This is a genomic window from Burkholderia sp. BE12 (assembly GCF_002959955.1).
Classification (GTDB): Bacteria; Pseudomonadota; Gammaproteobacteria; order Burkholderiales; family Burkholderiaceae; genus Burkholderia.
Genome location: NZ_PREY01000034.1, coordinates 26,936 through 51,769, shown reverse-complemented (window position 1 = coordinate 51,769; position 24,834 = coordinate 26,936). Strand labels below are relative to the sequence as shown.

The 24,834-nt window shown below is 67.7% G+C and carries 24 protein-coding genes; 15 read left to right on the top strand and 9 right to left on the bottom strand.

All coding sequences use genetic code 11. The features are described 5' to 3' along the window. Positions 1-23: 23 nt before the first annotated feature. From C4B30_RS29040 to C4B30_RS29025, 4 genes are read right to left on the bottom strand one after another with little or no spacing between them, the layout of a single operon-like run. Positions 24-908 (bottom strand): pirin family protein, encoded by an 885-nt coding sequence (locus tag C4B30_RS29040; RefSeq protein WP_105133288.1) that lies wholly within the window; start codon positions 906-908, stop codon positions 24-26. A gap of 32 nt (positions 909-940) precedes the next feature. After that, positions 941-1,333: an OsmC family protein gene (locus C4B30_RS29035; protein ID WP_105133287.1), complete on the bottom strand. Its 393-nt coding sequence runs from the start codon at positions 1,331-1,333 to the stop codon at positions 941-943. Positions 1,334-1,380: 47 nt separating this feature from the next. Continuing rightward, positions 1,381-2,961 (bottom strand): cation:proton antiporter, encoded by a 1,581-nt coding sequence (locus C4B30_RS29030; RefSeq protein WP_105133286.1) that lies wholly within the window; start codon positions 2,959-2,961, stop codon positions 1,381-1,383. A 25-nt stretch (positions 2,962-2,986) separates the two neighbouring features. After that, on the bottom strand, positions 2,987-3,247 hold the full coding sequence (locus C4B30_RS29025) for a XapX domain-containing protein (RefSeq protein ID WP_027784182.1): 261 nt from the start codon (positions 3,245-3,247) through the stop codon (positions 2,987-2,989). Positions 3,248-3,525: 278 nt separating this feature from the next. On the opposite strand from C4B30_RS29025, the gene C4B30_RS29020 reads away from it, so the two are divergent. Continuing rightward, entirely contained in the window at positions 3,526-4,212 is a 687-nt protein-coding gene (locus C4B30_RS29020) for a hydrolase (protein WP_105133285.1), read from the top strand. 70 nt (positions 4,213-4,282) lie between these two features. Here C4B30_RS29020 and C4B30_RS29015 read toward each other — a convergent pair whose 3' ends face one another. Beyond that, positions 4,283-5,206 carry a LysR family transcriptional regulator gene (locus tag C4B30_RS29015; protein WP_105133284.1) on the bottom strand — a complete coding sequence of 308 codons (924 nt, stop codon included), beginning with the start codon at positions 5,204-5,206 and terminating at the stop codon, positions 4,283-4,285. A gap of 98 nt (positions 5,207-5,304) precedes the next feature. On the opposite strand from C4B30_RS29015, the gene C4B30_RS29010 reads away from it, so the two are divergent. From C4B30_RS29010 to C4B30_RS28985, 6 genes are read left to right on the top strand one after another with little or no spacing between them, the layout of a single operon-like run. Next, positions 5,305-5,472, top strand: a complete 168-nt coding sequence (locus C4B30_RS29010; protein WP_034185414.1) for a DUF1427 family protein — start codon at positions 5,305-5,307, stop codon at positions 5,470-5,472. Positions 5,473-5,490: 18 nt separating this feature from the next. After that, positions 5,491-7,383 carry an amidohydrolase gene (locus C4B30_RS29005; protein ID WP_105133283.1) on the top strand — a complete coding sequence of 631 codons (1,893 nt, stop codon included), beginning with the start codon at positions 5,491-5,493 and terminating at the stop codon, positions 7,381-7,383. Position 7,384: 1 nt separating this feature from the next. Further along, entirely contained in the window at positions 7,385-7,837 is a 453-nt protein-coding gene (locus C4B30_RS29000; RefSeq protein ID WP_105133282.1) for a DoxX family protein, read from the top strand. Between the two features lie 26 nt (positions 7,838-7,863). After that, positions 7,864-8,778 carry a VOC family protein gene (locus tag C4B30_RS28995; RefSeq protein WP_105133281.1) on the top strand — a complete coding sequence of 305 codons (915 nt, stop codon included), beginning with the start codon at positions 7,864-7,866 and terminating at the stop codon, positions 8,776-8,778. Beyond that, a complete protein-coding gene (locus C4B30_RS28990; RefSeq protein WP_105133280.1) occupies positions 8,775-9,473 on the top strand; it encodes a YoaK family protein in 699 nt (232 codons plus the stop codon). Before C4B30_RS28995 ends, C4B30_RS28990 begins: the two co-directional genes overlap by 4 nt. Further along, a complete protein-coding gene (locus C4B30_RS28985) occupies positions 9,470-11,038 on the top strand; it encodes an alginate export family protein (RefSeq protein ID WP_105133279.1) in 1,569 nt (522 codons plus the stop codon). Before C4B30_RS28990 ends, C4B30_RS28985 begins: the two co-directional genes overlap by 4 nt. 108 nt (positions 11,039-11,146) lie before the next feature. Here C4B30_RS28985 and C4B30_RS28980 read toward each other — a convergent pair whose 3' ends face one another. Next, positions 11,147-12,733 carry an acid phosphatase gene (locus tag C4B30_RS28980; protein ID WP_027784190.1) on the bottom strand — a complete coding sequence of 529 codons (1,587 nt, stop codon included), beginning with the start codon at positions 12,731-12,733 and terminating at the stop codon, positions 11,147-11,149. 223 nt (positions 12,734-12,956) lie between these two features. Between C4B30_RS28980 and C4B30_RS28975 the strand changes: the two genes are divergently transcribed. The 3 genes from C4B30_RS28975 (at position 12,957) to C4B30_RS28965 (ending at position 15,307) form a co-directional block, all read left to right on the top strand. Next, positions 12,957-14,315 (top strand): cytochrome-c peroxidase, encoded by a 1,359-nt coding sequence (locus C4B30_RS28975; protein WP_105133278.1) that lies wholly within the window; start codon positions 12,957-12,959, stop codon positions 14,313-14,315. Between the two features lie 123 nt (positions 14,316-14,438). Then, on the top strand, positions 14,439-14,825 hold the full coding sequence (locus C4B30_RS28970) for a hypothetical protein (protein WP_105133277.1): 387 nt from the start codon (positions 14,439-14,441) through the stop codon (positions 14,823-14,825). Positions 14,826-14,833: 8 nt separating this feature from the next. Beyond that, positions 14,834-15,307, top strand: coding sequence for an NUDIX hydrolase (locus C4B30_RS28965; RefSeq protein WP_105133276.1), 474 nt, complete (start codon positions 14,834-14,836; stop codon positions 15,305-15,307). 140 nt (positions 15,308-15,447) lie between these two features. On the opposite strand, the gene C4B30_RS28960 is transcribed toward C4B30_RS28965, so the two are convergent. Further along, positions 15,448-17,157 (bottom strand): glutamine--tRNA ligase/YqeY domain fusion protein, encoded by a 1,710-nt coding sequence (locus tag C4B30_RS28960; protein ID WP_105133275.1) that lies wholly within the window; start codon positions 17,155-17,157, stop codon positions 15,448-15,450. Positions 17,158-17,411: 254 nt separating this feature from the next. Here C4B30_RS28960 and C4B30_RS28955 point away from each other — a divergent pair, with 254 nt between their 5' ends. The 4 genes from C4B30_RS28955 (at position 17,412) to C4B30_RS28940 (ending at position 19,580) form a co-directional block, all read left to right on the top strand. Beyond that, entirely contained in the window at positions 17,412-17,621 is a 210-nt protein-coding gene (locus C4B30_RS28955) for an ornithine acetyltransferase (RefSeq protein ID WP_006497729.1), read from the top strand. 186 nt (positions 17,622-17,807) lie between these two features. Next, positions 17,808-18,362, top strand: coding sequence for an RBBP9/YdeN family alpha/beta hydrolase (locus C4B30_RS28950; RefSeq protein WP_105133274.1), 555 nt, complete (start codon positions 17,808-17,810; stop codon positions 18,360-18,362). Between the two features lie 211 nt (positions 18,363-18,573). Next, the gene (locus tag C4B30_RS28945) at positions 18,574-19,002 is read left to right on the top strand and encodes a L,D-transpeptidase (RefSeq protein WP_105133273.1); all 429 of its coding nucleotides are present in this window, start codon (positions 18,574-18,576) and stop codon (positions 19,000-19,002) included. Further along, a complete protein-coding gene (locus C4B30_RS28940; RefSeq protein ID WP_234015466.1) occupies positions 18,999-19,580 on the top strand; it encodes a hypothetical protein in 582 nt (193 codons plus the stop codon). The genes C4B30_RS28945 and C4B30_RS28940 overlap by 4 nt, the downstream gene beginning before the upstream one ends. A 42-nt stretch (positions 19,581-19,622) precedes the next feature. Here C4B30_RS28940 and C4B30_RS28935 read toward each other — a convergent pair whose 3' ends face one another. Then, entirely contained in the window at positions 19,623-20,843 is a 1,221-nt protein-coding gene (locus C4B30_RS28935) for a CaiB/BaiF CoA transferase family protein (protein ID WP_105133271.1), read from the bottom strand. A 243-nt stretch (positions 20,844-21,086) separates the two neighbouring features. Here C4B30_RS28935 and alaS point away from each other — a divergent pair, with 243 nt between their 5' ends. Then, positions 21,087-23,711: an alanine--tRNA ligase gene (gene alaS, locus C4B30_RS28930; RefSeq protein ID WP_105133270.1), complete on the top strand. Its 2,625-nt coding sequence runs from the start codon at positions 21,087-21,089 to the stop codon at positions 23,709-23,711. 140 nt (positions 23,712-23,851) lie between these two features. On the opposite strand, the gene C4B30_RS28925 is transcribed toward alaS, so the two are convergent. Beyond that, positions 23,852-24,766, bottom strand: a complete 915-nt coding sequence (locus tag C4B30_RS28925) for a LysR family transcriptional regulator (RefSeq protein ID WP_027784198.1) — start codon at positions 24,764-24,766, stop codon at positions 23,852-23,854. Positions 24,767-24,834 lie beyond the last annotated feature (68 nt).

The window sequence follows — 24,834 nt, the reverse complement described above, 5'->3', positions numbered from 1 at the left end:
GTCGGTTCGTGGGGACGCGCCGCTTATTGCGTCTTGCGTTCCGGCTGGCGCGTCCATTCGCTTTCTTCGCCCGGCACCTTGCCGAACGTCTGATCGGCCCACGCGGCACGCGCCGCGTCGATTTTCGCTCGCGCGCTCGACACGAAATTCCATTCGATGAATCGTTCGCCCGGCAGGTGTGCGCCGCCGAGCAACATCACGCGTGCGCCGTGCGCGCTCGCGAGCGCGACGGTCGCGCCCGGTTCGAGCACGGCCATCGTCGCGCTCGCGAGCGGCGTGCCGTCGACGGTGAGGTCGCCGTCGACGAGATACACGCCGCGCTCGTCGTGCTCCGCATCGAGCGCGAGCTGGCCGCCCGACGCGAATTCGGCAACCGCATAGAGCGTCGGCGAGAACACGGCGACCGGCGACGCGAGCCCGAACGCGGTGCCCGCGATCACGCGCACGGTCACGCCGTCGCGCGTGAACGACGGCAGCGTGTCGGCCGCGTGGTGAGCGAACGCGGGTGCGGTGTTTTCATGCTCGACCGGCAGCGCGACCCAGGTCTGGATCCCGTGTACCGGCTGCTCGCGCGGCCGATCCTCGTCGGGCGAGCGCTCCGAATGCACGATGCCGCGGCCGGCCGTCATCCAGTTCACGTCGCCCGGCACGATCTTCTGCCGGAAGCCGAGGCTGTCGTGATGCATCAGCGAGCCGTCGAACAGGTAGGTGACGGTCGCGAGCCCGATGTGCGGATGCGGCAGCACGTCGATGCCGCGGCCGGGCGGCAACACGGCCGGCCCCATCTCATCGAAGAAAATGAACGGGCCGACGAGGCGCGCGGCGCGCGCGGGCAGCACGCGCCGCACGACGAGGTTGCCGATATCGCTTTCGCGCGGCGTGAGCAGGGTCTTGATCGAGGCGGACATGACGGGAATCTCGTGACGGTGGCGGGAAGTGCTCAGGCGATCGCCGTGTCGATCGCGATCGGATGCGTGAGGACCTTGTGCACCGGGCAGGCATTCGCGATCTGCAGCAGGCGTTCGCGCTGTTCGCCCGAGAGGTCGCCGTCGAGCGTGATGCGGCGCACGATCGTGCTGCCCGCGCTGCCCGATTCGTGCGCGAGCTTCACGTGCACTTCGTCGAGCGGCCAGCCTTTTCGTTGCGCATACATCTTCAGCGTGATCGCGGTGCACGCGCCGAGACTCGACAGCAGCAGCGCGACGGGCGTCGGCGCCGCATCGCCGCCGCCGAGCGACGCGGGTTCGTCGGCGCGCCACTGGTGGACGCCATCGCTGAAGTGGACGAGATAATCGAGCGGGCCGATGCTCGCTTCGACGGACAGTTCGCTCATTGAAGTTCCAGTTGGGAAAGGGGACGGGCCGGCGGCGCGGCCGGGCGTTACGGTTCCAGCAGGCGCTGCAGCCGCAGCTCCTCGAAATCGAGCTCCGATTCTATGCGGTGCAGCACCGCATCGTCGACCTTGCCGTCGCGATGCAGGTCGAGCAGCGCGTCGCGCGACACGCCGACCAGCTCGAGCTCGACGCGCAGCATCCGCGCGCGCACGTCCGCCGGCTCCGCTCCGTCGCGGTGCGCGTGCTCGTTGAACGCGACGCGGTTGCGGTATTCGGTCAGCAGCCGGTCGAGCGATGCACGTTCGAGGCCGGCGCCGCGCTGCTCGCGCGCATCGAGCTCGGCGAGCGCCGCGCCGAACGTGTGCGCACGCACCGCGTGTTCGGACATCGTGCGGCGCGCGGCCGGGCGCAGCTTCAGCACGCGGATCAGCGGCGCGAGCGTGCCGCCCTGCACGACGAGCGTCGCGATGATCAGGAGGAACGTGCTGAACAGGATCAGGTCGCGGCCGGGGAAGTCGGCAGGCAGCGCGATCGCGGCCGCGAGGCTCACGACGCCGCGCATGCCCGACCAGCCGAGCACGACGGCCTCGCGCCACGACCATGGCGCGTGGCCCGCACGCCGGGCGCGCAGGCGGCCTGGCAGCCACATCGCGACGAACACCCACACCACGCGTGCGCCGATCGCGGCGGCCGTCGCCGGCAGCGCGACCCGCAGGCCGGCCATCAGCACCGCGCCTTCGTGGTTCACGCGCGCGAGGATCGCGTGCAGCGCGAGGCCGATCAGGATGAACACGAGCGCGTCGAGCACGAACACGATCGCTTCCCACGTCGCCTTCGCCTTGATCCGCATGTCGGCGTCGAACACGCGATGCTGGCGCACGCCGAGCACGAGGCCGCAGGTGACGACCGACAGCACGCCCGAGCCGTCGACGGCCTCCGCGATCCCGTAGCTGCCCCATGCCATCGCGAAGGTCACGACGATGCCGAGCATCGGCTCGCGCAGGCGTTGCAGCACCCAGCACATCGCATGGCCGCACGCGAGGCCGACCGCGATGCCGATCAGCGTGAGCGAAAAGAACAGGCCGGTGGCGCTCGCCGTCGTGATCGACACGGCGAGCGCGGCCGACACGGCCATCTGGTACAGCAGCAGGCCCGACGCATCGTTGACGAGGCTTTCGCCTTCGAGCACCGCGACGAGCCGCGCGGGCAGCGGGTGGCGCTGCAGGATCGCCTTCGCGGCGACCGCGTCGGGCGGCGACACGATCGCGCCGAGCGTGAAGCACGCGGCCCACGGCAGCGCCGGATTCGCCGCATGCACGGCGAGCGCGACCGCGACGGTCGTGAACGCCACGGCCCCGAGCGCGAGCGACGCGATCGACGCGAGCTCCTGCCTGAATTCCTTCCAGGCGGTGTAGAAGCCGCTCGACATCAGGAGCGGCGGCAGCACGGCCGCGAGCAGCAGCGCCGGGTCCATGTCGGGCACGCGCTTGCCGGCGACTGCGACCACGCAGCCGCCGAGCAGCAGGACGACGGCCGGCGGAATCGAGATCCGCTCGGCGAGCCACGTGAGGGCGCCCGCGCCGCAGATCAACAGCAGCAGGTAATGGAACAGCTCGACGTTGGTCATGCGCGGACGGGGGCGACGGGGTGGATCACGAAGGCTTGCGGTCGTTGGCGGCGCCGCCCGGCAGCGCGCCGAACATGTGCTGGCTGCACCGCGCGTCGCGCCATGCGGTGTTCAGCCGATGGCCGGACAGCATGCGGCGCGCGACCGGCAGAATCTGTTCGCCGGCCAGCATGCCGAGCAGGCCGGCGAGCGCGATGATCGGCGGCGCGGGCGAATTCAGGCCGAGCGCGCCGTAAATGACGCCGGCGAGGATGCCGGCGAGCAGCGACAAGACATACGGTTTCATGGTGGGGCGCCTCGTGATGGCCGAGCGGCGCCGGAACGGCACCGTCAAAGTCCTGAAAGCGTATCGGGTTTGCGTGAAGAAAAAAAGGGCGGGCGGCCCCGAACGGGCATCCATCCGGGAATCGGATCGATTCCGTTTCTTGGGTGTTCGCGCCGCGCGTTTGCGGCTTAAATACTCGGGCCCGGATGACGATCTCCGGCGCCGACGCATTCCGGGCTCCTCCCGTTTTCACGGTCGAGGCAGGCCCGCCTTTTTTCGTTCACAGGACTCCATCCGCCATGAGCAACCCGAAGCTTGAAGTACTGACGCCGCAGAACAGCCAGTTGATCTTCATCGACCAGCAGCCGCAGATGGCGTTCGGCGTGCAGTCGATCGATCGCCAGACGCTGAAGAACAACGTCGTCGGGCTCGCGAAGGCCGCGAAGGTCTTCAACATCCCGACCACGATCACGACGGTCGAAAGCGAGAGCTTCTCGGGCCACACCTATCCCGAGCTGCTCGACGTGTTCCCGAACCAGAAGACGCTCGAGCGCACGTCGATGAATTCGTGGGACGACCAGAAGGTGCGCGACGCGCTCGCCGCGAACGGCCGCAAGAAGGTGGTCGTGTCGGGCCTGTGGACCGAAGTCTGCAATACGACGTTCGCGCTGTGCGCGATGCTGGAAGGCGACTACGAAATCTACATGGTCGCCGACGCATCGGGCGGCACGTCGCAGGCCGCGCACGATTTCGCGATGCAGCGCATGGTGCAGGCCGGCGTGGTGCCGGTCACGTGGCAGCAAGTCCTGCTCGAATGGCAGCGTGACTGGGCGCGCCGCGACTCGTACGACGCGGTGATGGCTATCGCGAAGGAGCATTCGGGCGCATACGGGATGGGCGTCGACTACGCGTACACGATGGTCCACAAGGCACCGCAGCGTACCGCGACGCCGCACGAGTCGATCCCGGCCGTGCCGGCGAAGTAACGGGTAACGGGCCGTTGGCCGCGATCGCCGCGCGGGATGCGGCGGTCGTGCGCCATCGACCATGGCGCGTTCAGGCCACGGGCAGCGCCCAGGGCGCGCGCGCGAAGTGTTCCGCGAGGAAGTCGAGCAGCACCGTCACGCGCGCGGCGCGCAGCATGCCGGGCGGCGTAACGAGATTCACGTTGATGTCCGCGATCTTCCAGTCGCTCATCACTTCCTCGAGCTCGCCGCGCTGCATCGCGTCCCAGACGAGGAACTCGGGTTGCAGCGCCAGACCGTGACCGCCGACGAGCGCGGGGAGGATCACGTCCGCGTTGTTGGTGCGGATGCGCCCGTGTACGGATACGCCGACTTCGTCGCCCGACGCCGAATGACGGAAGCGCCAGTGCTCGGGCGTGGGCAGGTTCGTGTACGTGAGGCACACGTGCTGTTCGATGTCGCGCGGATGCGTGGGGCGGCCGCGCCGGTCGAGATACGCGGGCGACGCGACGAGCGGCCGGCGCACCGCGCAGAGGCGGCGCGAGCGCAGCGTCGAATCGCTCAGCTCGGCGATGCGGATCGCGACGTCGAAGCCGCCCGACACGATGTCGACGAGGTGATCGGTGAGCACGAGATCGATGTCGACGCGCGGATAGCGCTCGAGAAACGTGGGCAGCACTGGCGACAGATGGTGCACCCCGAACGACATCGGCGCATTCACGCGCACGAGGCCGTGCGGTTCGAGCGCCTGCGCGGTCGCTTCGTTTTCGATCAGCTCCGCATCGGCGAGCAGGCGGATCGCGCGATCGCGCAAGAGTTCGCCGGTCGGCGTGAGCGACAGCTTGCGCGACGTGCGGTACAGCAGCATCGCGCCGAGGCGCTTTTCGAGGCGCGCGATCGCTTTCGACACGGTGGGTTGCGATACGCCGAGCAGCTCGGCGGCTTTCGCGAACGAACCCGTCTCGGCGACGCGCGCGAAGATGGCCCAGGCTTCGAGATCAGGAAGGTGTTGCATGGTCGGACGGGATGGCAGGGAAGCGAAACGGGTGCGATGCGCCGCGCACGCGGCCTCGCGATGCGGGTGATTCTAATCCGGCCGGGAGAAAAAACGTTATGGAATCTTATTTACTTTCATTGGGCGCCGGTATGCTGATCGGCGTCGTGTACAGCGTGATCAGGGTGCGTTCGCCGGCGCCGCCGCTGATCGCGCTGGTGGGCCTCGCCGGCATGCTGGTCGGCGCGCAGGCCATCGCGCCGGTTCGTCACTGGCTCGGCTTCTGACCGCATCGAGGACATTTCATGAGCGCAACCGATACCCAACCCGATCTCATCCTGCACAACGGGCGCATCACGACGCTCGATCGTGCGAATCCGGTCGCGACCGCCGTCGCGATCAAGGACGGCCGCTTCGTCGCGGTCGGCGGCAACGCGGAGATCGTGCCGCTCGCGGGCCGCGCGACGAAGGTCGTCGACCTCGACGGCCGCGTCGTGCTGCCGGGCCTGATCGACAACCATACGCACGTGATTCGCGGCGGCCTGAACTACAACCTGGAGCTGCGCTGGGACGGCGTGCGCTCGCTCGCGGTCGCAATGGAGATGCTGAAGCGCCAGGTCGCGATCACGCCCGCGCCGCAGTGGGTGCGCGTGGTCGGAGGCTTCACCGAACACCAGTTCGCCGAGAAGCGGCTGCCGACGATCGACGAACTCAATGCAGTCGCGCCGGACACGCCCGTGTTCATCCTGCACCTGTACGATCGCGCGTTGCTGAACGCGGCGGCGCTGCGGGTGGTCGGCTACACGAAGGACACGCCCGAGCCGCCGGGCGGCACGATCCTGCGCGATGGCGCGGGCAACCCGACCGGGCTGCTGCTCGCGAACCCCAACGCGACGATCCTCTACGCGACGCTCGCGAAGGGCCCGAAGCTGCCGTTCGAGTATCAGTACAACTCGACGCGCCACTTCATGCGCGAGCTGAACCGGCTCGGCGTGACCGGCGTGATCGATGCGGGCGGCGGGTCGCAGAATTATCCCGACGATTACGAAGTGATCCGCAAGCTGCACGATGCGGGCGAGATGACGGTGCGCATCGCCTACAACCTGTTCACGCAGAAGCCGAATGCCGAGAAGGAAGACTTCGTGAACTGGACCAGGAGCGTCAAGTACCACGACGGCACCGACTATTTCCGCAATAACGGCGCGGGCGAAATGCTGGTATTCTCCGCGGCCGACTTTGAGGACTTCCGCGTCGCGCGCCCGGATCTGCCCGCCCAGATGGAAGACGATCTCGAAGGCGTCGTGCGCGTGCTCGCGCAGAATCGCTGGCCGTGGCGCATGCATGCGACCTACGACGAAACGATCAGCCGCGCGCTCGACGTGTTCGAGAAGGTCAACGCGGACGTCCCGCTTGAAGGGCTGAACTGGTTCTTCGATCACGCGGAAACGATCTCCGAGAAATCGATGGATCGGATCGCCGCGCTCGGCGGCGGCGTCGCGGTGCAGCACCGCATGGCGTACCAGGGCGAATACTTCGTCGAGCGTTACGGCGCGCAAGCCGCGGAAGCGACGCCGCCGGTGGCGAAGATGCTCGGCAAGGGGCTCAAGGTGTCGGCCGGCACCGACGCGACGCGCGTCGCGTCGTACAACCCGTGGGTATCGCTCGCATGGCTCGTGACGGGCAAGACGGTCGGCGGTTTGCGCCTGTATCCGCAGCGCAATCTGCTCGATCGCGAAACCGCGCTGCGGATGTGGACCGAGTACGTGACGTGGTTCTCGAACGAAGAAGGCAAGAAAGGGCGCATTGCGGTCGGGCAGCTTGCCGACCTGATGGTCCCGGATCGCGATTTCTTCACGTGCGCGGAGGACGATATCGTCGACACGAGCGCGTTGCTGACGGTGGTCGGCGGCAAGATCGTGTGGGGCGCGGGGCCGTTCGCGTCGCACGACGCGCCGATTCCGCCGGCGATGCCGGACTGGTCGCCGGTGCGCGAGTACGGCGGTTACGGCGGCTGGGGCGCGGCGCAGCGCAACGGTGCGCCGCTGCAACGCGCGGCGGCGGCCGCCGCGGCATGCGGCTGTTCGAGCGCATGCAACGTGCACGGGCATGCGCACGCGAGTGCGTGGGGCCGTGCGTTGCCGACGTCGGATGCGAAGGGCTTCTGGGGCGCGTTCGGCTGTTCGTGCTGGGCGGTCTGACATGACGACGCGCATCGCTTACGGCGCCCCCGCGTGGATCCGCATGCTGCTGTCGCAGCCGTGGGTCCTGCCGCTCGCGCGCCTCGCGCTGGTGTCCGCCTATCTGCTCGGCGGCGTCGCGAAGGCGCTCGACTTCAACGGCGCGGTCGCGGAGCAGACGCATTTCGGCCTGCAGCCGGCCGCGCTGTGGGCGGCGCTCGCGATCGCGGTCGAGATCGTCGGCTCGCTATGCGTGGTGTTTCGCCGCTTCACGTGGCTCGGCGCCGGCAGCCTCGGCATGCTGACGCTCGTCGCGATGTTCGTGGCGAACGATTTCTGGAACCGTTCGGGCGCCGAGCACTTCATGGCGCTCAACAGCTTTTTCGAGCATCTCGGGCTGATCGCGGCACTCGTGCTCGCGACCGTGCTCGACGATGCGCGGCAACCGGCCGATGATGGCCGTTCCATTCGATGACGATGCAACAATCAGGACATCCCGTGATGAAATCCCTCCGTTCAGTGCTGCTCGCCGCGATGCTCGCGGGCGGCCTCGCCGTCGCCCCCGTGACGTTCGCGAAACCGCCGGCGCCGCCCGCGGTGGTGCCGACTGTGGCGGTCGGCCCGCAGTACGACACCACCCACGTGTGCGTCGCGCCGGACGACTTCGACCGCTTCACCGACAGCTTCGTCGCGACCTTCGGCGGCAAGAAGTCGAAGCAGGGCGTGTTCCAGGTCACGCCGACGCCGAGCCAGACGATGTCGCAGCTCGTGCTGACGCCGGTCGGCACGATCTCGGTGTTCGGCTTCAAGACGCCGATTCCGTATCCGTTCTGCGCGGAGCGCACCGGCTATCTCGTGACCGACATGGATGTTGCCGTGAAGTCGGCTCGCGAGCACGGTGCCGACGTGATCGTCGACACGTTTCCCGATCCGATCGGCCGCGACGCGATCGTCACGTGGGCGGGCGGCGTGAACATGCAGCTGTACTGGCACACGCAGGCGCCGAATTACGACGCGCTGCAGACCATCCCCGAGAACCGCGTGTACGTCTCGCCGCAAAGCGTACGCAAGTTTGTACACGACTTCGTCAAGTTCTCGAAAGGCAAGGTGGTGTCCGACAACCTGAAGGCGCCGGGTATCGAGATCGGCCGGCCGGACGATACCTATCGCCGCATTCGCATCGAATCGGGCTTCGGCAAGATGACCGTGCTGGTGACGGATGGTCATCTGCCTTACCCGTTCGGCCGCGAGATGACCGGCTACGCAGTGCCCGATCTCGCCGCGACGCTGAAGCAGGCCGAAGCCGCGGGCGTGACGGTGCTCGTGCCGCCGTTCAAGTCGGACGGCCGCGATGCGGCACTCGTGCAGTTCCCGGGCGGCTACGTCGCCGAGATTCACGCGAGTGCGGCGCGATGAAGCACGAGGACACGATCCTTGCCGCGGTGGCCGGCTTCGTCGACACGCTGAGCTTCGTCGCGCTGTTCGGGCTGTTCACCGCGCACGTGACCGGCAACTTCGTACTGATCGGCGCGGGCATCGCGGGTTTCGGCCAGGGCGTCGTGCTCAAGCTCAGCGTGTTTCCGGCGTTCGTGTGCGGCGTGATCGCGAGCAGCCTGATCGCGCGGTCGATGTCCGCGCGGCCGGCGTGGCAGGGCACGCGCGTGCTGCACGCGGTGCAGGCCGTGCTGCTGCTCGGCTTCTGCGCGGCCGGCGTGTGGGCGACGCCCGTCACGCAGCCCGACAGCCTCGCGGCGCTGGTGGCCGGCATCGTGGGCACGTTCGCGATGGGCGTGCAGAACGCGCATCCGCGCGTGATCGCGCGCGCGGGCGGCGTGCCGAATACGGTGATGACCGGCAACGTCACGCAGGCGATCCTGGATGCCGTCGACATGCTGTCGCCCGGCACGGCGGACAGCGTGCGCGCAACCGCGCGCGCACGCTTCGCGAAGATGCTGCCGGCGATCGTCGCGTTCGCGCTCGGCGCGGCGTGCGGGGCGCTCGGGTTCCGCCATGTCGGATTCCTGGCGCTGCTGGTTCCCGTCGGCGCGCTCGCCGCGCTTGCGCTGTGCGCCGCGCAAGCGGCCGGTGCAACCACGCAGGAGCGCGCATGATCGAGCGACGGAGGAGACGCCGCGGCCGCCGCTTCGAGCGGGCCGCGCGCGTGTCGGTCGTCGCGGGACTGCTGTTCGCGGGTGCCGAGACCGCGTTCGCGGAAACGGCAGCCGCGTCGACCTCGGCTTCGACTCCGGCTTCGACTCCGGGTTCGGCGCAAGAACAGGCGCAAGAACCGGCGCCGGCGTCGACCGCGTCATCGGCTTCGACGCCGGTCCCGACGTCCGCAGCCACCCCCGCATCGACGTGCACCGCCAAGCGGCCGACGGTGCTGTTCAACCGCTGGCAGGAAGACTGGTCCGTGCTCGCGAATCCCTGCGTGCCGCGTGCGCCGCTCGACGGGTTGAAGTACATCCCGCTCGGCAACGAGCCGGCCTCCTATCTGTCGCTCGGCGTAAACCTGCGCGACCGTCTGGAGACCAACGACGCGCCGCTGTTCGGCATCGGCTCCGCACAATCGGATACGTACCTGATCCAGCGGGTCGAAGTGCATGCCGATGCGCATCTCGGCCGGCACTGGCAGTTCTTCGCGCAATTGCAGGACGCACGCGCGTTCGGCAAGAACGCGGTGTCGCCGGTCGACAGAAACCCGCTCGATCTCGAACAGGCGTTCGCGACCTACACGGGTGCGCTCGGCGGCGGCACGGTCAAGTTCCGCGTCGGCCGTCAGGAGATGGCGTTCGACCTGCAGCGCTTCATCGCCACGCGTGACGGCCCGAACGTGCGGCTGGCGTTCGATGCGGTCTGGGCCGATTACGAATACGGAAAGTGGCGCTTCATCGGCTATGCGACGCAGCCGGTGCAGAACCGCAACGCGTCCGATTTCGACGACGTGTCGAATCGCGATCTCACGTTCAGCGGCGTGCGCTTCGAGCGGCAGTCGGTCGGGCCCGGCGATCTGTCCGGCTACTGGTCGCGCTACAACCGCGGCAGCGCGCGTTTCCTCGATGCGAGCGGCCCCGAGCATCGCGACGTGTGGGATGTGCGCTACACGGGCACGCAGGGCCGCTTCGACTGGGATCTCGAAACGATGCTGCAGACCGGCACGGTCGGCAACGCCACGATCGGCGCGTGGGCCGTCGGTTCGATTGCCGGCTACAAGCTCGACGCGCCGTGGTCGCCGCGCATCGCGCTGCAGGTCGACGCGGCATCGGGCGACCGGCATCCGCACGACGGACGCGTCGGCACCTTCAATCCGCTGTTTCCGAACGGCTATTACTTCACGCTGGCCGGTTATACGAGTTACGCGAACCTGATTCACGTGAAGCCGTCCGTGACGCTGAAGCCGTCGCCGAACCTGTCGCTGCTCGGCGCACTGGGTTTCCAGTGGCGCGAGACGACCGACGACGCCGTCTATCAGCAGCCGAACATCCCGGTGCCGGGCACGGCAGGCAAGGGCGGCTTGTGGACGGGCATGTACGTACAGCTGCGCGCGGACTGGACGATCGCCGCGAACCTGATCGGCGCGGTCGAGGCCGTGCATTTCCAGGTCGGCGACGCGATCCGGCAGGCGGGCGGACACAACGCCGACTACGTCGGCGTCGAGCTGAAGTACGGATGGTGACGCAGCCACGCGGCATCGTGCGCGCATGAAAAAAGAGCGGCCCCGAGGGGCCGCTCTTCGTTCGAACGGGCCGGCAGCGTGCCCGGTCCGTTCGCGATCGCGACGCGATTACAGGTTCGGCGACAGCGCGAGCGCGTTCGTCAGGTCGCCCATCGGCTGCGCGCCGTTCGCCTTCAGCGCGTCGTCGCGCTGCTGCAGGCCCGCGAGGCGCGGCAGCGAGAAGCGGCGCGTGATGAAGCGCAGGATCGAACCCGTGTCGTACTGCGTGTGATCCACGAAGCCCTTCTTCGCATACGGCGACACGATCAGCGCCGGAATGCGCGTGCCCGGGCCCCAGCGGTCGGCATTCGGCGGCGTGGCGTGATCCCAGAAGCCGCCGTTTTCGTCGTACGTGACGACCACGACCATGTTCTTCCACTGCGGGCTGGCCTGCAGGTGCGCGATCACGTCGGCGATGTGCTGGTCGCCGGACGTGACGTCCGTGTAACCCGGGTGCTCGTTCAGGTTGCCTTGCGGCTTGTAGAACGCGACCTGCGGCAGCGTGCCCGCATCGATCGCCTTGATGAACTCGGCGCCGTTCGCGCCGCCGTCGAGCAGGTGTTGCGCGCGGCTCGCGGTGCCCGGCGCCTGGTTCGCGAAGTAGTTGAACGGCTGGTGGTGCGGCTGGAAGTTCGGCGTCGACAGGTCGGCGCCGTAGATCACGTTCGACGTGCCGTTCTGGCTCGCCTGCAGCGCCTGGCCCCATGCGCCGCCATACCATGCCCACGACACGCCCGCATTGGTCATCAGGTCGCCGATGTTGGTCGCCGTCTGCGGCGGCATCGTCGATGCATTGGCCGGATCGGCGAGCAGCGGGTCGCCGCCCGTGGCCGCCTTGTTGCCGCTCGGCTGATACGCCGGCTGCATCGTGTTGATGCCGTAGAAGTCGGGCGTGAGCGCGCCGTCGTTGACGAACTTCGGCGGGCCGCTCAGCGCGGAAGCCGGCGAGTTCGTCGCGACCTTCAGCGACTTGCCGTCGGCGTTCAGCACGGCAATCTTGCCGGCCGCCGGGCTCTTGTCGGCGTTCGGGTAGTACGGTGCGCACGCGCAGATCAGGTACTGGTGGTTCAGGAACGACCCGCCGAACGCGCCCATGAAGAAGTTGTCCGCGAGCACGTACTGCTGCGCGATTTTCCACAGCGGCAGCTTCGACGGATCGGCCGTGTAGTGGCCCATCGTCAGGCCGCCAGCGTCGGTCCATGCGGCGTACATGTCGTTCTTGCCGCCGTTGATCTGCATCTGGTCCTGATAGAAACGATGCACGATGTCGCGCGTCGCGATGCTCATCGACTGATTGAAGCCCTTCGGATCGTCGATCGCGAACGGCGCGTTCGGCAGGTTCGCCGTCATCGCCTCGGTCACCGCCGGCGTGATGCCGGTCGCGGTCAGGCCGCCCCAGATCTTCGGCAGCGTCGCCATCGTCGAGCCGTCGCGATCCTTCTGCACCGAGTTCGCGGCCGTCGCGTTCTGCAGACCGTTCGCGCCCGGGAAGTTGCCGTACAGGTTGTCGAAGCTGCGGTTTTCAGCGTAGATCACGACCACGTTCTTGACGGCCGACAGGCCCTGCTGCGTGACGTCGTCGCCGCCGCAGGCGGTCAGGCTGAGCGCGGCCGCAAGGGCGATCGGCGTGCAGCGAATCCAGGCGTGCTTCTTCATGCGATGTTCTCTCTCTTTCGTCGTTGGTCGCGTGTGGGAACCGGGTGGCGGGAGGGCCGGCGCACGAACCTCGCGGTACCGCCCGGCTGCGCGCATTATCTGGAACCGATTTGACAGCCGGGTGTAGGGGCGCTTTCAATTGACTGTCGGTCGAACGTCATTCAACGGTCACGGAACTGACATAAGCTCCGGCCGATTGCCCACCGCTACTAGAACAACGACGATGCACACCCTTCTGAAATCCTTCGCGTCCGCGCGATCGCTGATCCCCGCCGTGGCGGCGCTCGCAGTGGCCGGCGCGCTCGCGGCGCTCGCCGGTTGCGATGCGCGGCCCGGCACGAACGCGTCGGCCGCGTCCGTCGTACCGGCGGCTCAGGCCGCTCCGGCTACCCCGGCTGCTCCGGCGGTCGCGCCGGCCGGCCAGCCGCAGACGCGCGCGCAGGTGTTCGAGGGCGTGAAGCAGATGACGGCACTCGGCAAGCAGCTGTTCTTCGATCCGTCGCTGTCCGGGTCCGGCAAGCTCGCTTGCGCGTCGTGCCATAGCGCCGAGCATGCGTTCGGGCCGCCGAACGCGCTGTCGGTGCAGCTGGGCGGCGACGACATGCACCGGACCGGCTTTCGCGCGGTACCGTCGCTGAAGTATCTGCGCGGCATCCCGCCGTTCAGCGAGCACTTCCACGATTCGCCGGACGAAGGTGACGAAAGCATCGACGCGGGTCCGACCGGCGGGCTGACCTGGGACGGTCGCGTCGATACGCGCGATGCGCAGGCGCGCATTCCGCTCACGTCGCCGTTCGAGATGAGCAGTTCGCCCGCGCGGGTCGCGAAGGCGGTTCGCGCCGCCCCGTATGTCGACGCATTCCGCAAGGCCTTCGGCGACCAGGTGCTCGGCGACGACCAGGCGACGTTCGGTGCGGTGCTGCGCGCGCTCGATGCATTCCAGCAGCAGCCCGCGCTGTTCGATCCGTACACGAGCAAATACGACGCGTATCTGGCCGGCCACGCGCAGCTCACACCCGCGGAGTTGCACGGGCTGCAGTTGTTCAACGACGAGAAGAAGGGCAACTGCGCGAGCTGCCACATCAGCCAGCGCACGCTCGAAGGCGGGCCGCCGCAGTTCAGCGATTTCGGGCTGATCGCGATCGCGGTGCCGCGCAACCGCGCGCTGCCTGTCAATCGCGATCCGCGCTTCCACGATCTCGGCGCATGCGGCCCCGAACGCACCGACCTGAAGGGGCGCGACGAATTCTGCGGGCTGTTCCGCACGCCGTCGCTGCGCAACGTCGCGTTGCGCAAGACGTTCTTTCACAACGGCGTGTATCACTCGCTCGAGGACGTGATGCGCTTCTACGTCGAACGCGACATCCATCCGGAGAAGTTCTACCCGGTCGTGCACGGCAAGGTGCAGATCTACGACGATTTACCGAAGCGCTACTGGCCGAACATCAACCGCGAGCCGCCGTTCGACCGCAAGCGCGGCGAGCAGCCGGCGCTGAACGCGGCCGAGATCAAGGACGTCATCGCGTTCCTCGGCACGCTGACCGACGGATATCAACCGGCGGCAACGTCGGCCGCGCGCTAGACGACGGCCCTTGCGGCACGCATGCTATGCTCGCTCGCTGACGGGCGTGGCGCGTGCCGGAGGGCCGGCCCCGGTTTGCCGGCATGCGCCGCACCGTTCGATCGAACATCCAAGGAGAAAAACATGTCGATGCGTGCATCCCTTTCCTTCGTCACGCGTGTGCTGGCCGGCGCCGCGTGTGCAGCCGCGATGCTGCCCGCCCATGCACAGAACAACCTGAACTTCCTGAACGACACGCCGATCAGCTATTTCAGCAAGACCGACCGCGCGTCGCTCTCCAAGGCGGTCGTGCAGGCGCGCGACGAAGGCAAGGACGGCGAAACCACGACGTGGCAGAGCAGCGGCCGCGGCACGCAGATCGACGCGAAGCTCACGCCGAGCACGACCGATACGGACGGCAAGACCTGCCGCGAAGTCGCGACCGAAATCACCGCGAAGGGCCAGACGATGACGCTCAAGCCCGTCTACTGCAAGACGGCCGCGGGCAAGTGGCAGCTGCAGAAGCGCTGAGCACGCGCATGACGAAGCGGGGCGACGCGCCGCGCACGGTGTCGTGCGGCGTCGTGATCCTCGATGCGGCCGGCCGCGTGTTTCTCGCGCACGCGACGGACACCACGCACTGGGACATCCCGAAGGGGCAGGGCGAACCGGGCGAGACGCCGACTGACGCCGCGCTGCGCGAACTGCTCGAGGAAACCGGCATCGAGTTCGCGCCGGCACGGTTGCTCGATCTAGGCCGCTTCGCATACCGGCACGACAAGGATCTGCACCTGTTCGCGGTGCAGGTGGCCGAAGGCGAGATCGATCCCGCGCACTGCACGTGTACGTCGCTGTTTCCGAGCCGTCGCGACGGCTCGATGATTCCCGAGATGGATGCGTACCGCTGGACCGTGCCGGGCGACATCGACACCTATGCGAGCCGCAGTCTCGCGCGACTGTTTCGCACGAAGCTGTCGCTGGTGGAGCTGCATCGGCGGCTGTCGGGCGCGTGAACGGGCGTTGCGGCTTGCGCTGCCGCCTGTCGTCGTTCGGCGCACGTCCATGAAAAAAACCGGCCCTGGAGCCGGTTTTTTTCATGGGCAGGCAGCGGCGGCTCGCGAAGCCGCACGCCGCCCGCGCGGAGCAGGGGCCGTCAGGCCGGCTTGCCCCAGCTGTCGCGCAGCCCGACGATCCGGTTGAACACCGGTTGGCCCGGCTTCGAATCGACACGGTCTGCAACGAAGTAGCCGTGGCGCTCGAACTGCAGGCGCGTTTCCGGCGCGACGTCGCCGTTGCCCGGCTCGACGTACGCCTGCACGATCTTCTTCGAATCGGGGTTCAGCGCTTCGAGGAAGTTCGCGCCGCCCGCGTCCGGGTGCGGCTCCTTGAACAGGCGATCGTAGATCCGCACTTCGGCCGGCTGCGCGTGCTTCGCGCTGACCCAGTGGATGTTGCCCTTGACCTTGTACGTGTTCGCGCCTTCGGTGCCCGACTTGCTGTCCGGGAAGTAATTGCAGTGCACGGCCGTCACGTTGCCGTCGGCGTCCTTGTCGAAGCCCGTGCACTCGATCACGTAGCCATAGCGCAGGCGCACCTTGTTGCCCGGGAACAGGCGGAAATAGCCCTTCGGCGGATTCTCGACGAAATCCTCGCGCTCGATCCACAGTTCGCGCGAGATCGGGAACGTGCGCACGCCGCGGTCCGGATGATGCGGATGCACGGGCGCCGTGCAGGCTTCCTCGAGGTCTTCCGGATAGTTGTCGATCACGAGCTTCAGCGGATCGAGCACCGCGACCGTACGCGCGGCCTTCTCGTCGAGGTCGTCGCGCAGCGCGCCTTCGAAGATGCTCATGTCGATCCACGAATCGATCTTCGTCACGCCGATCCGCTCGCAGAACAGGCGAATGCTCTCCGGCGTGAAACCGCGGCGGCGAATGCCGACGATTGTCGGCATGCGCGGGTCGTCCCAGCCGTCGACGTGGCCTTCGGTGACGAGCTGCAGCAGCTTGCGCTTGCTGGTGATCGCGTACGTGAGGTTCAGCCGCGAGAATTCGATCTGTTGCGGCAGCGGGCGCGTGAACACGCCGGCTTCCGCGAGCTCGTTCAGCACCCAGTCGTACAGCGGGCGGTGATCCTCGAACTCGAGCGTGCACAGCGAATGCGTGATGCCTTCGAGCGCATCCGAGATGCAGTGCGTGTAGTCGTACATCGGATACACGCACCATGCGTCGCCGGTGCGGTAGTGGTGCGCGTAGCGGATCCGGTAGATCACCGGGTCGCGCATGTTCATGTTCGGCGAAGCCATGTCGATCTTCGCGCGCAGCACGTGCTCGCCTTCCTTGAACTCGCCGGCCTTCATGCGGCGGAACAGGTCGAGGTTTTCCTCGGGCGAGCGGTCGCGGAACGGCGACGGCTTGCCGCCTTCGGTCAGCGAGCCGCGGTTCGCGCGCATTTCGTCGGCGCTCTGGCTGTCGACGTACGCCTTGCCGCGCTGGATCAGCAACTCGGCGAATTCGTACAGCTTGTCGTAGTAGTCGCTCGCGAAATACTGATGATCGACCGCGTCCTTGCGCCAGTCGAAACCGAGCCAGCGCACCGCGTCGACGATCGAGTCGACGTATTCGACGCTTTCCTTTTCCGGGTTCGTGTCGTCGAAGCGCAGGTGGCACACGCCGCCGTAGTCGCGCGCGACGCTGAAGTTCAGGCAGATGCTCTTCGCGTGACCGATGTGCAGATAGCCGTTCGGCTCGGGCGGGAAGCGCGTCTCGACGCGGCCGCCCCATTTGCCGGTGCGGTTGTCGTCGTCGATGATGTTGCGGATGAAATTGGAAGCCGCGGGGGCGTCGTTGCGTTCGGTGCTCATGCGGTTGGCGTCAGGGTTGTGTCGGCGCGTCGCGCCGGTTTAATCCTGTAATTCTACCTGACCGGGGTCCGTCCCGCGCGGCCTGCCGGTCGGGCGGCGTGCGTTCGCGATGCGTACCGCAATATATCGAGTGTGTGTCGGCTGTAACACGACGTAAATCGGATTGCCGGCGCCGTTCGGCTTTTCCTATGATGGCTTTACCGATTCAATGCCGCCATTCGCAATTTTTGCGTGGCGGGAGGAAGCCAATAATCATGATGAAGAAGACCACTTTTCTCGTTCGTACCGCGGTGATCGTCGCGGCTCTCTCGCAACTCGGCGCATGCGCGATGACGCATACGCAGCGCAATGCCGGTATCGGCGCGGCCGCGGGCGGCGCACTCGGCTACCTGATCACGGGCGGGCCGGTCGGCACGGTCGCCGGCGCGGCGGCAGGCGGCCTGGTCGGCGCAGGCGTACGCTGATTCACGCCGGCGTGCGCGGGCCTCGGTGTGCTCGCGCGATCGCCGGCCGGGCGTGATGCCGTTGCGTACGCGTGACGGCCCGCCCGCACACCCCTTCCATTTTTCGACAGGCAGCATCAGGGAGGAACGGGTGTGCGACACTTCGTCGACGCCACATAACGACTTCATTCGTCGACGAATCCTTTCATGAGCGACCCCCTCGTATTCGTGCTGCCGGGCTACGGCAACTCCGGTCCGTTCCACTGGCAAAGCCGCTGGGAGCGCGCCGACGCGCGCTTCGTGCGCGTGGCGATGCCCGACTGGGAGCGGGCATTCCGCAACGGCTGGTGTCTCGCGCTCGACCGGGCGGTCGAAGCCGCGCGCGGGCCGGTGCTGATCGCCGGCCACAGCCTCGGTACGCTGACCGCCGCGTGGTGGGCGACCCGCTACGCGCGGCCGGCCGCGCTCGCGAAAGTGCGCGGCGCGCTGCTGGTCGCGTTGCCCGATCCCGCCGGGCCGGCGTTTCCCGCCGACGCGCACGGCTTCGGGCCCGTGCCGCACGAGCGGCTGCCGTTTCCGACCTGCGTCGTCGCAAGCAGCGACGATCCGTACGGCTCGATCGCATTCGCGCGCGGCTGCGCGCGCGCGTGGGGCAGCACGTTCCATGACCTCGGCCCGCGCGGCCACATCAACGCGGACAGCGGGCTCGGCGACTGGCCGCAAGCGCGCGGCTGGCTCCAGGCGATGGAGACGACGGACTGACTGCCGGTCGTGGTTCACCGAATCGGACACCTTTTTTAACCAAGTGCGAATTTCATGCGGTGCGTCGCGGCGCGACGTGCGCCTTGCTGCCCGTACGATTGGCTTGGGCGCGACGCGCAACCGACTGCATTGTGTGACGAACCCCATGACTTTTTGATCGGTCAGGCCGGTACAGTGACGGCCGGTTCAATTCGATCGGAAGGAGGGGGCCATGTCGAGCGGCTCAAGGCGGAATCAGCAGGTCGGTGGAAAAAAATCGTCGGCGGCGAAAAGAATCGTCGTCGACCTCTCAGGTCAGAGCGTGGAGGCGTTTGAGGGGGCAGCGAGGGTGTTCCGCTTCGATTGTGTGACTGGAGACAGTGAGCATCCGACCGATCGTGGTGCCTTCCGCATCATGCGGAAATACCCGACTTATCGCAGTCGTGCCTATAACGTGCAAATGGATCACGCAATGTTCTTCACGGGAGACGGCAAAGCGCTTCATCAGTACCACGGGCCGATGCCGCTGTCGCTTGTGAGAATGGCGCGCAATACCGTCAGCGACTGGTTCGGATCGCACGGCTGCGTACGCCTGGCCGAGGCCGATGCGAAACGACTGTACGACTGGGCCCCGATGGGAACCGTGGTGCAGGTATCGTGAAGATCGCATCGGCAACGCGATTCGCCATCCCGTGTCTGGCGATGCTGGTCGGTGTGCTCGCCGGCTTCGGCTGGCGCAGTCTCGCCGACTGGACCGACAGCCCCATCCGGATCGATCCCGGCACCGACTTGCTCAGCGTGCTGCCCGACGAGGTGATGTCGCTGACCTATACGACCGCCGCGCTGACACTGACCGCGCAGCGCTCACAGCCCGCGGCGCGGTTCGCCGTGCAGGTGACTTATGCTGACGGTCGTGCCCCCCGGCAATGCGTGGCGTCGGCGGATCTGGCCGCGCATCTTGGGCCCCTTTCGACGATCGTCGCGCAACGACAGGTCGATCTGGCCGATCTCGCGCGCGAATTTCCGCGGCAAATCGGGCGGCTGGACATCCGTGATCGCATCGCGGCCGAGCCGCCGCCGTCGCTCGTCTTCCTGGCCGCGGCGGATTCGGACGCGGTCGCCCTCACCGTCGACAGTCTGTCGGCCGGGCACGGTGGTTACGCGGCAGTCGTGCGTTCGCCATTGCGCGCGGCGCTTGCGGCGCTGGCCGGCGGCTGCGATACGCTGGCCCGGCGCTGACCGGACGGCGGGCGCCCCCGTTCCGGCCCGCCGCCGCGCCGCTCAAATCGCCTGCTTCGCCTTCAACGCCGCGATCCGCACATCGTCGTAGCCGAGCATGTCGCGCAGCACGTCGTCCGTCTGCGCGCCGAGCAGCGGCGGGGCCGTGCGCGCGTCGGGCGGGGTCGCGCTCATCCGGATCGGGTTGCGCACGAGCTTTACGTCCGCGCCGCACGGGTGCGGCAGCGACACCTGCATCCCGCGCGCGACCACCTGCTCGTTGTCGAACACCTCGTCGAGATCGTTGATCGGCCCGCACGGCACGCCGGCCGCCTCGAGCGCGCCGATCCAGTCGGCCTTGTCGCGCGCCTTCACCATCTCCGCGAGGATCGGCACCAGCGTGTCGCGGTGACGCACGCGCGACGGGTTCGTCGCGAAGCGCTCGTCGTCGGCCAGCTCGGGCCGCCCGCCGGCCTCGACGAACTTGCGGAACTGCCCGTCGTTGCCGACCGCGACGATGATCCAGCCGTCGCTCGTCTGGAACGTCTGGTACGGCACGATGTTCGGATGCGCGTTGCCCCAGCGCACCGGCGGCTTGCCGCTCGCGAGAAAGTTGGTGTTCATGTTCGCGAGCAGCGCGACCTGCACGTCGAGCAGCGCCATGTCGATGTACTGGCCTTCGCCCGTGCGGTCGCGGTGCGCGAGCGCGGCGAGCACGGCGACGGTCGAATAGAGGCCGGTCGCGAGATCGGCGATCGCGACGCCGGCCTTCTGCGGGCCGCCGCCCGGCTCGCCGTCGCGTTCGCCGGTGATGCTCATGAAGCCGCCGATCCCCTGCACGATGAAGTCGTAGCCCGCGCGATGGGCATACGGGCCGGTCTGGCCGAAGCCGGTGACCGAGCAGTAGACGAGATCGGGCTTCACCGCGCGCAGCGAGTCGTAGTCGAGCCCGTATTTCTTCAACTGGCCGACCTTGTAGTTCTCGAGCACGACGTCGCTTTGCGCGGCGAGCTCGCGCACGATTTGCTGGCCCTCCGGCGTCGCGATGTCGATCGTCACCGAGCGCTTGTTGCGGTTCGCCGCGAGGTAGTACGCGGCCTCGGCGGTGTCCGCGCCGTCCGCGTCCTTCAGGTACGGCGGCCCCCAGTGGCGCGTGTCGTCGCCGGCGCCCGGGCGCTCGACCTTGATCACGTCCGCGCCGAAATCGGCAAGGGTCTGCGCGCACCACGGACCCGCGAGCACGCGGGTGAGGTCCAGCACGCGGATATGGCTCAGGGCACCCATCGTCGAATCGTCTCCTTTCATCGCTGGCCTGCCCGGCCGGGCACGGCCGATTGGCATGCCGAGCATCTTAAGGCGAATCGGCCGTGCCGGTGGCCCAGGCGGGTCGTCCGGCGCAGCGGGCCGCTGCCGCTTGGGCGGGCGGTCTGTATCGTATAATCGATCGTTTCCGAATCCATGCCGCCGCGCGCCCCGCCTGGGGCGCCGGCGTTTGAAGCCGTCTTTGCCAGACTGTCCCCGCACGCCATGAAAGCTGCCGAAATCCGCGAGAAATTCCTCAAATTCTTCGAATCGAAGGGCCACACGATCGTCCGCTCGTCGAGCCTCGTGCCCGGTAACGACCCCACGCTGATGTTCACGAACTCGGGCATGGTCCAGTTCAAGGACGTCTTCCTCGGCACGGATCCGCGCCCGTACTCGCGCGCCACCACGGCGCAGCGCAGCGTGCGCGCGGGCGGCAAGCACAACGATCTCGAGAACGTCGGCTACACGGCGCGCCACCACACGTTCTTCGAGATGCTCGGCAACTTCTCGTTCGGCGACTACTTCAAGCACGACGCGATCAAGTTCGCGTGGGAGCTGTTGACCACGGTCTATCAGTTGCCGAAGGACAAGCTGTGGGTCACCGTCTACCAGGAAGACGACGAAGCGTACGACATCTGGGCGAAGGAAGTCGGCGTGCCGACCGAGCGGATCATCCGGATCGGTGACAACAAGGGCGCGCGCTACGCATCGGACAACTTCTGGACGATGGGCGACACCGGCCCGTGCGGCCCGTGTACCGAAATCTTCTACGACCACGGCCCGGACGTGTGGGGCGGCCCGCCGGGGTCGCCCGAAGAAGACGGCGACCGCTACATCGAGATCTGGAACCTCGTGTTCATGCAGTTCAACCGCGACGCGCAGGGCAACATGACGCGCCTGCCGAAGCAGTCGGTCGACACCGGCATGGGCCTCGAGCGCCTGGCCGCGGTGCTGCAGCACGTGCACAGCAACTACGAGATCGACCTGTTCCAGAACCTGATCAAGGCCGCCGCGCGCGTGACCGAGATCAGCGACCTCACGAACAACTCGCTGAAGGTGATCGCCGATCACATCCGCGCGTGCTCGTTCCTGATCGTCGACGGCGTGATCCCCGGCAACGAAGGCCGCGGCTACGTGCTGCGCCGGATCGTGCGCCGCGCGATCCGCCACGGCTACAAGCTGGGCCGCAAGGGCGCGTTCTTCCACAAGCTGGTGGCCGACCTCGTCGCCGAGATGGGCACGGCCTATCCGGAGCTGAAGGAAGCCGAACAGCGCGTGACCGACGTGCTGCGCCAGGAAGAGGAGCGCTTCTTCGAAACGATCGAGCACGGCATGTCGATCCTCGAAGCCGCACTGGCCGACGTCGACGCGAAGGGCGGCAAGGTGCTCGACGGCGAACTCGCGTTCAAGCTGCACGACACCTACGGCTTCCCGCTGGATCTGACGGCCGACGTGTGCCGCGAGCGCGGGATGACGGTCGACGAGCCGGCATTCGACGACGCGATGGCGCGCCAGCGCGAGCAGGCGCGCGCGGCCGGCAAGTTCAAGGCGACGCAGGGCCTCGAATACTCGGGCGCGAAGACCACGTTCCACGGTTACGAGGAAATCGCGTTCGACGACGCGAAGGTCGTCGCGCTGTACGTCGACGGTTCGGCCGTCAACGAAGTGAAGGCCGGCCAGGATGCGGTCGTCGTGCTCGACCACACGCCGTTCTACGCGGAATCGGGCGGCCAGGTCGGCGACCAGGGCGTGCTCGCGAACGCCGCGACGCGCTTCGCGGTGGCCGACACGCTGAAGGTGCAGGCCGACGTGGTCGGCCACCACGGCACGCTGGAGCAGGGCACGCTCAAGGTCGGCGACGTGCTGCGCGCGGAAATCGACGCGCATCGCCGCGCCCGCACGCAGCGCAACCACTCGGCCACCCACCTGATGCACAAGGCGCTGCGTGAAGTGCTCGGCGCGCACGTGCAGCAGAAGGGGTCGCTCGTCGATGCCGACAAGACCCGTTTCGACTTCGCGCACAATGCGCCGATGACCGACGACGAAATCCGTCGCGTCGAGCAGATCGTCAACAACGAAATCCTCGCGAACGCGCCGGGCATCGTGCGCGTGATGCCGTACGACGAAGCGGTGAAGGGCGGCGCGATGGCGCTGTTCGGCGAGAAGTACGGCGATGAAGTGCGCGTGCTCGACCTCGGCTTCTCGCGCGAACTGTGCGGCGGCACGCACGTGCACCGCACCGGCGACATCGGCCTGTTCAAGATCGTCGTCGAAGGCGGCGTCGCGGCCGGCATCCGCCGCGTCGAGGCGATCACCGGCGACAACGCGGTGCGCTACGTGCAGGAGCTCGACGCGCGTATGAACGAAGCGGCAGCGGCGCTGAAGGCGCAGCCGTCGGAGCTGACGCAGCGCATCGCGCAGGTGCAGGACCAGGTGAAGTCGCTCGAGAAGGAGCTGGGCGCGCTGAAGTCGAAGCTCGCATCGAGCCAGGGCGACGAGCTCGCACAGCAGGCCGTCGAAATCGGCGGCGTGTACGTGCTGGCCGCGACGCTCGACGGCGCCGACGCGAAGACGCTGCGCGAAACGGTCGACAAGCTGAAGGACAAGCTCAAGAGCGCGGCGATCGTGCTGGCGGCCGTCGAAGGCGGCAAGGTCAGCCTGATCGCGGGCGTCACGCCGGATGCAAGCAAGAAGGTCAAGGCCGGCGAACTCGTGAACTTCGTCGCGCAGCAGGTCGGCGGCAAGGGCGGCGGCCGTCCGGACATGGCGCAGGCAGGCGGCACCGACCCGGCGAACCTGCCGGGCGCGCTGGCCGGCGTGAAGGGCTGGGTCGAGGAACGGCTCTGATCGTTGCACGACCGATGCGATGTCGTCGCACCGACGGCATCGCGTGAATCGAAAAACGACCCGATCGGCAGGCGCCGGTCGGGTCGTTTTGTTTGTGCCGGACGTGCACGTCGCTCGATGCGGCGACGTGCACGTCCGGATCAGGCCGGCACGGTCGCGGCCGGCTCCGTTGCGTCGCCAGGCTGCCGCACGGCGTCGGTGAGCGCATCGCGCAGCGCGGCGAGCGCCGCCGACGCATAACCCTGCCGCCACGCGAGCAGCGTGTCGATGCCTTCCAGTTCGGGAATCGTGTGCGCGGTGATGTTGCCGCTCTCGGGCTGCAGATCGAGCACCGAACGCGGCGCGACCGCGATGCCCGCGCCGGCCGCGACGCACGCGACGATCGCGTGATACGAGCCGAGCTCGAGCACGCGCGCCGGCTTCACGCCGTGCGCCGCGTACCACCGCTCGACGTACTTGCGATACGTGCAGCCGCGCTCGAACGCGATCAGCGTCGGCAGGAGCACGTCGCGCGGCGTGCGCACCGGCGGATGGCCGCGCGGGGTGAGCAGCACGAGATCCTCGCGGAAGATCGGCACCGTCTCGAACGTGTCGGGCAGCGTGTCCGGCTCGGGCGGGCGCGCGAACAGCGCGGCGTCGATTTCGAAGTCGCGCACGCGGTCGATCAGACAGCCCGTCGTGCCCGTCAGCAGTTCGAGCGATACGTCGGGCCATGCGTGGTGGTAGCGCGCGAGGATGGTCGGCAGCCGGCTCGCCGCCGTGCTTTCCATCGTGCCGAGCCGCAGCCGGCCGCGCGGCGTGTCCTCGCGCACCGCGTCGCGCGCCTCGTCGGCGAGCGCGAGCAGGCGCTCCGCATACGGCAGCAGCGTATGCCCGGCCGGCGTCAACACGAGCCGGCGGCCGTCGCGCACGAACAGCGCCGCGCCGAGTTCTTCCTCCAGCTGCTTGATGCGCGTCGTGACGTTCGACTGCACGCGATTGAGCTTGGCCGCCGCGCGCGTGACGCCGTTCTCGCGCACGACCGCCCGGAAGATCGCCAGCGCCGCCAGGTCCATGATTCTCTCCAGGGGATGAGTCGATTCTCAATTATTCATTTTTCAAGAACGTTTGGTCAAGCTAGGAT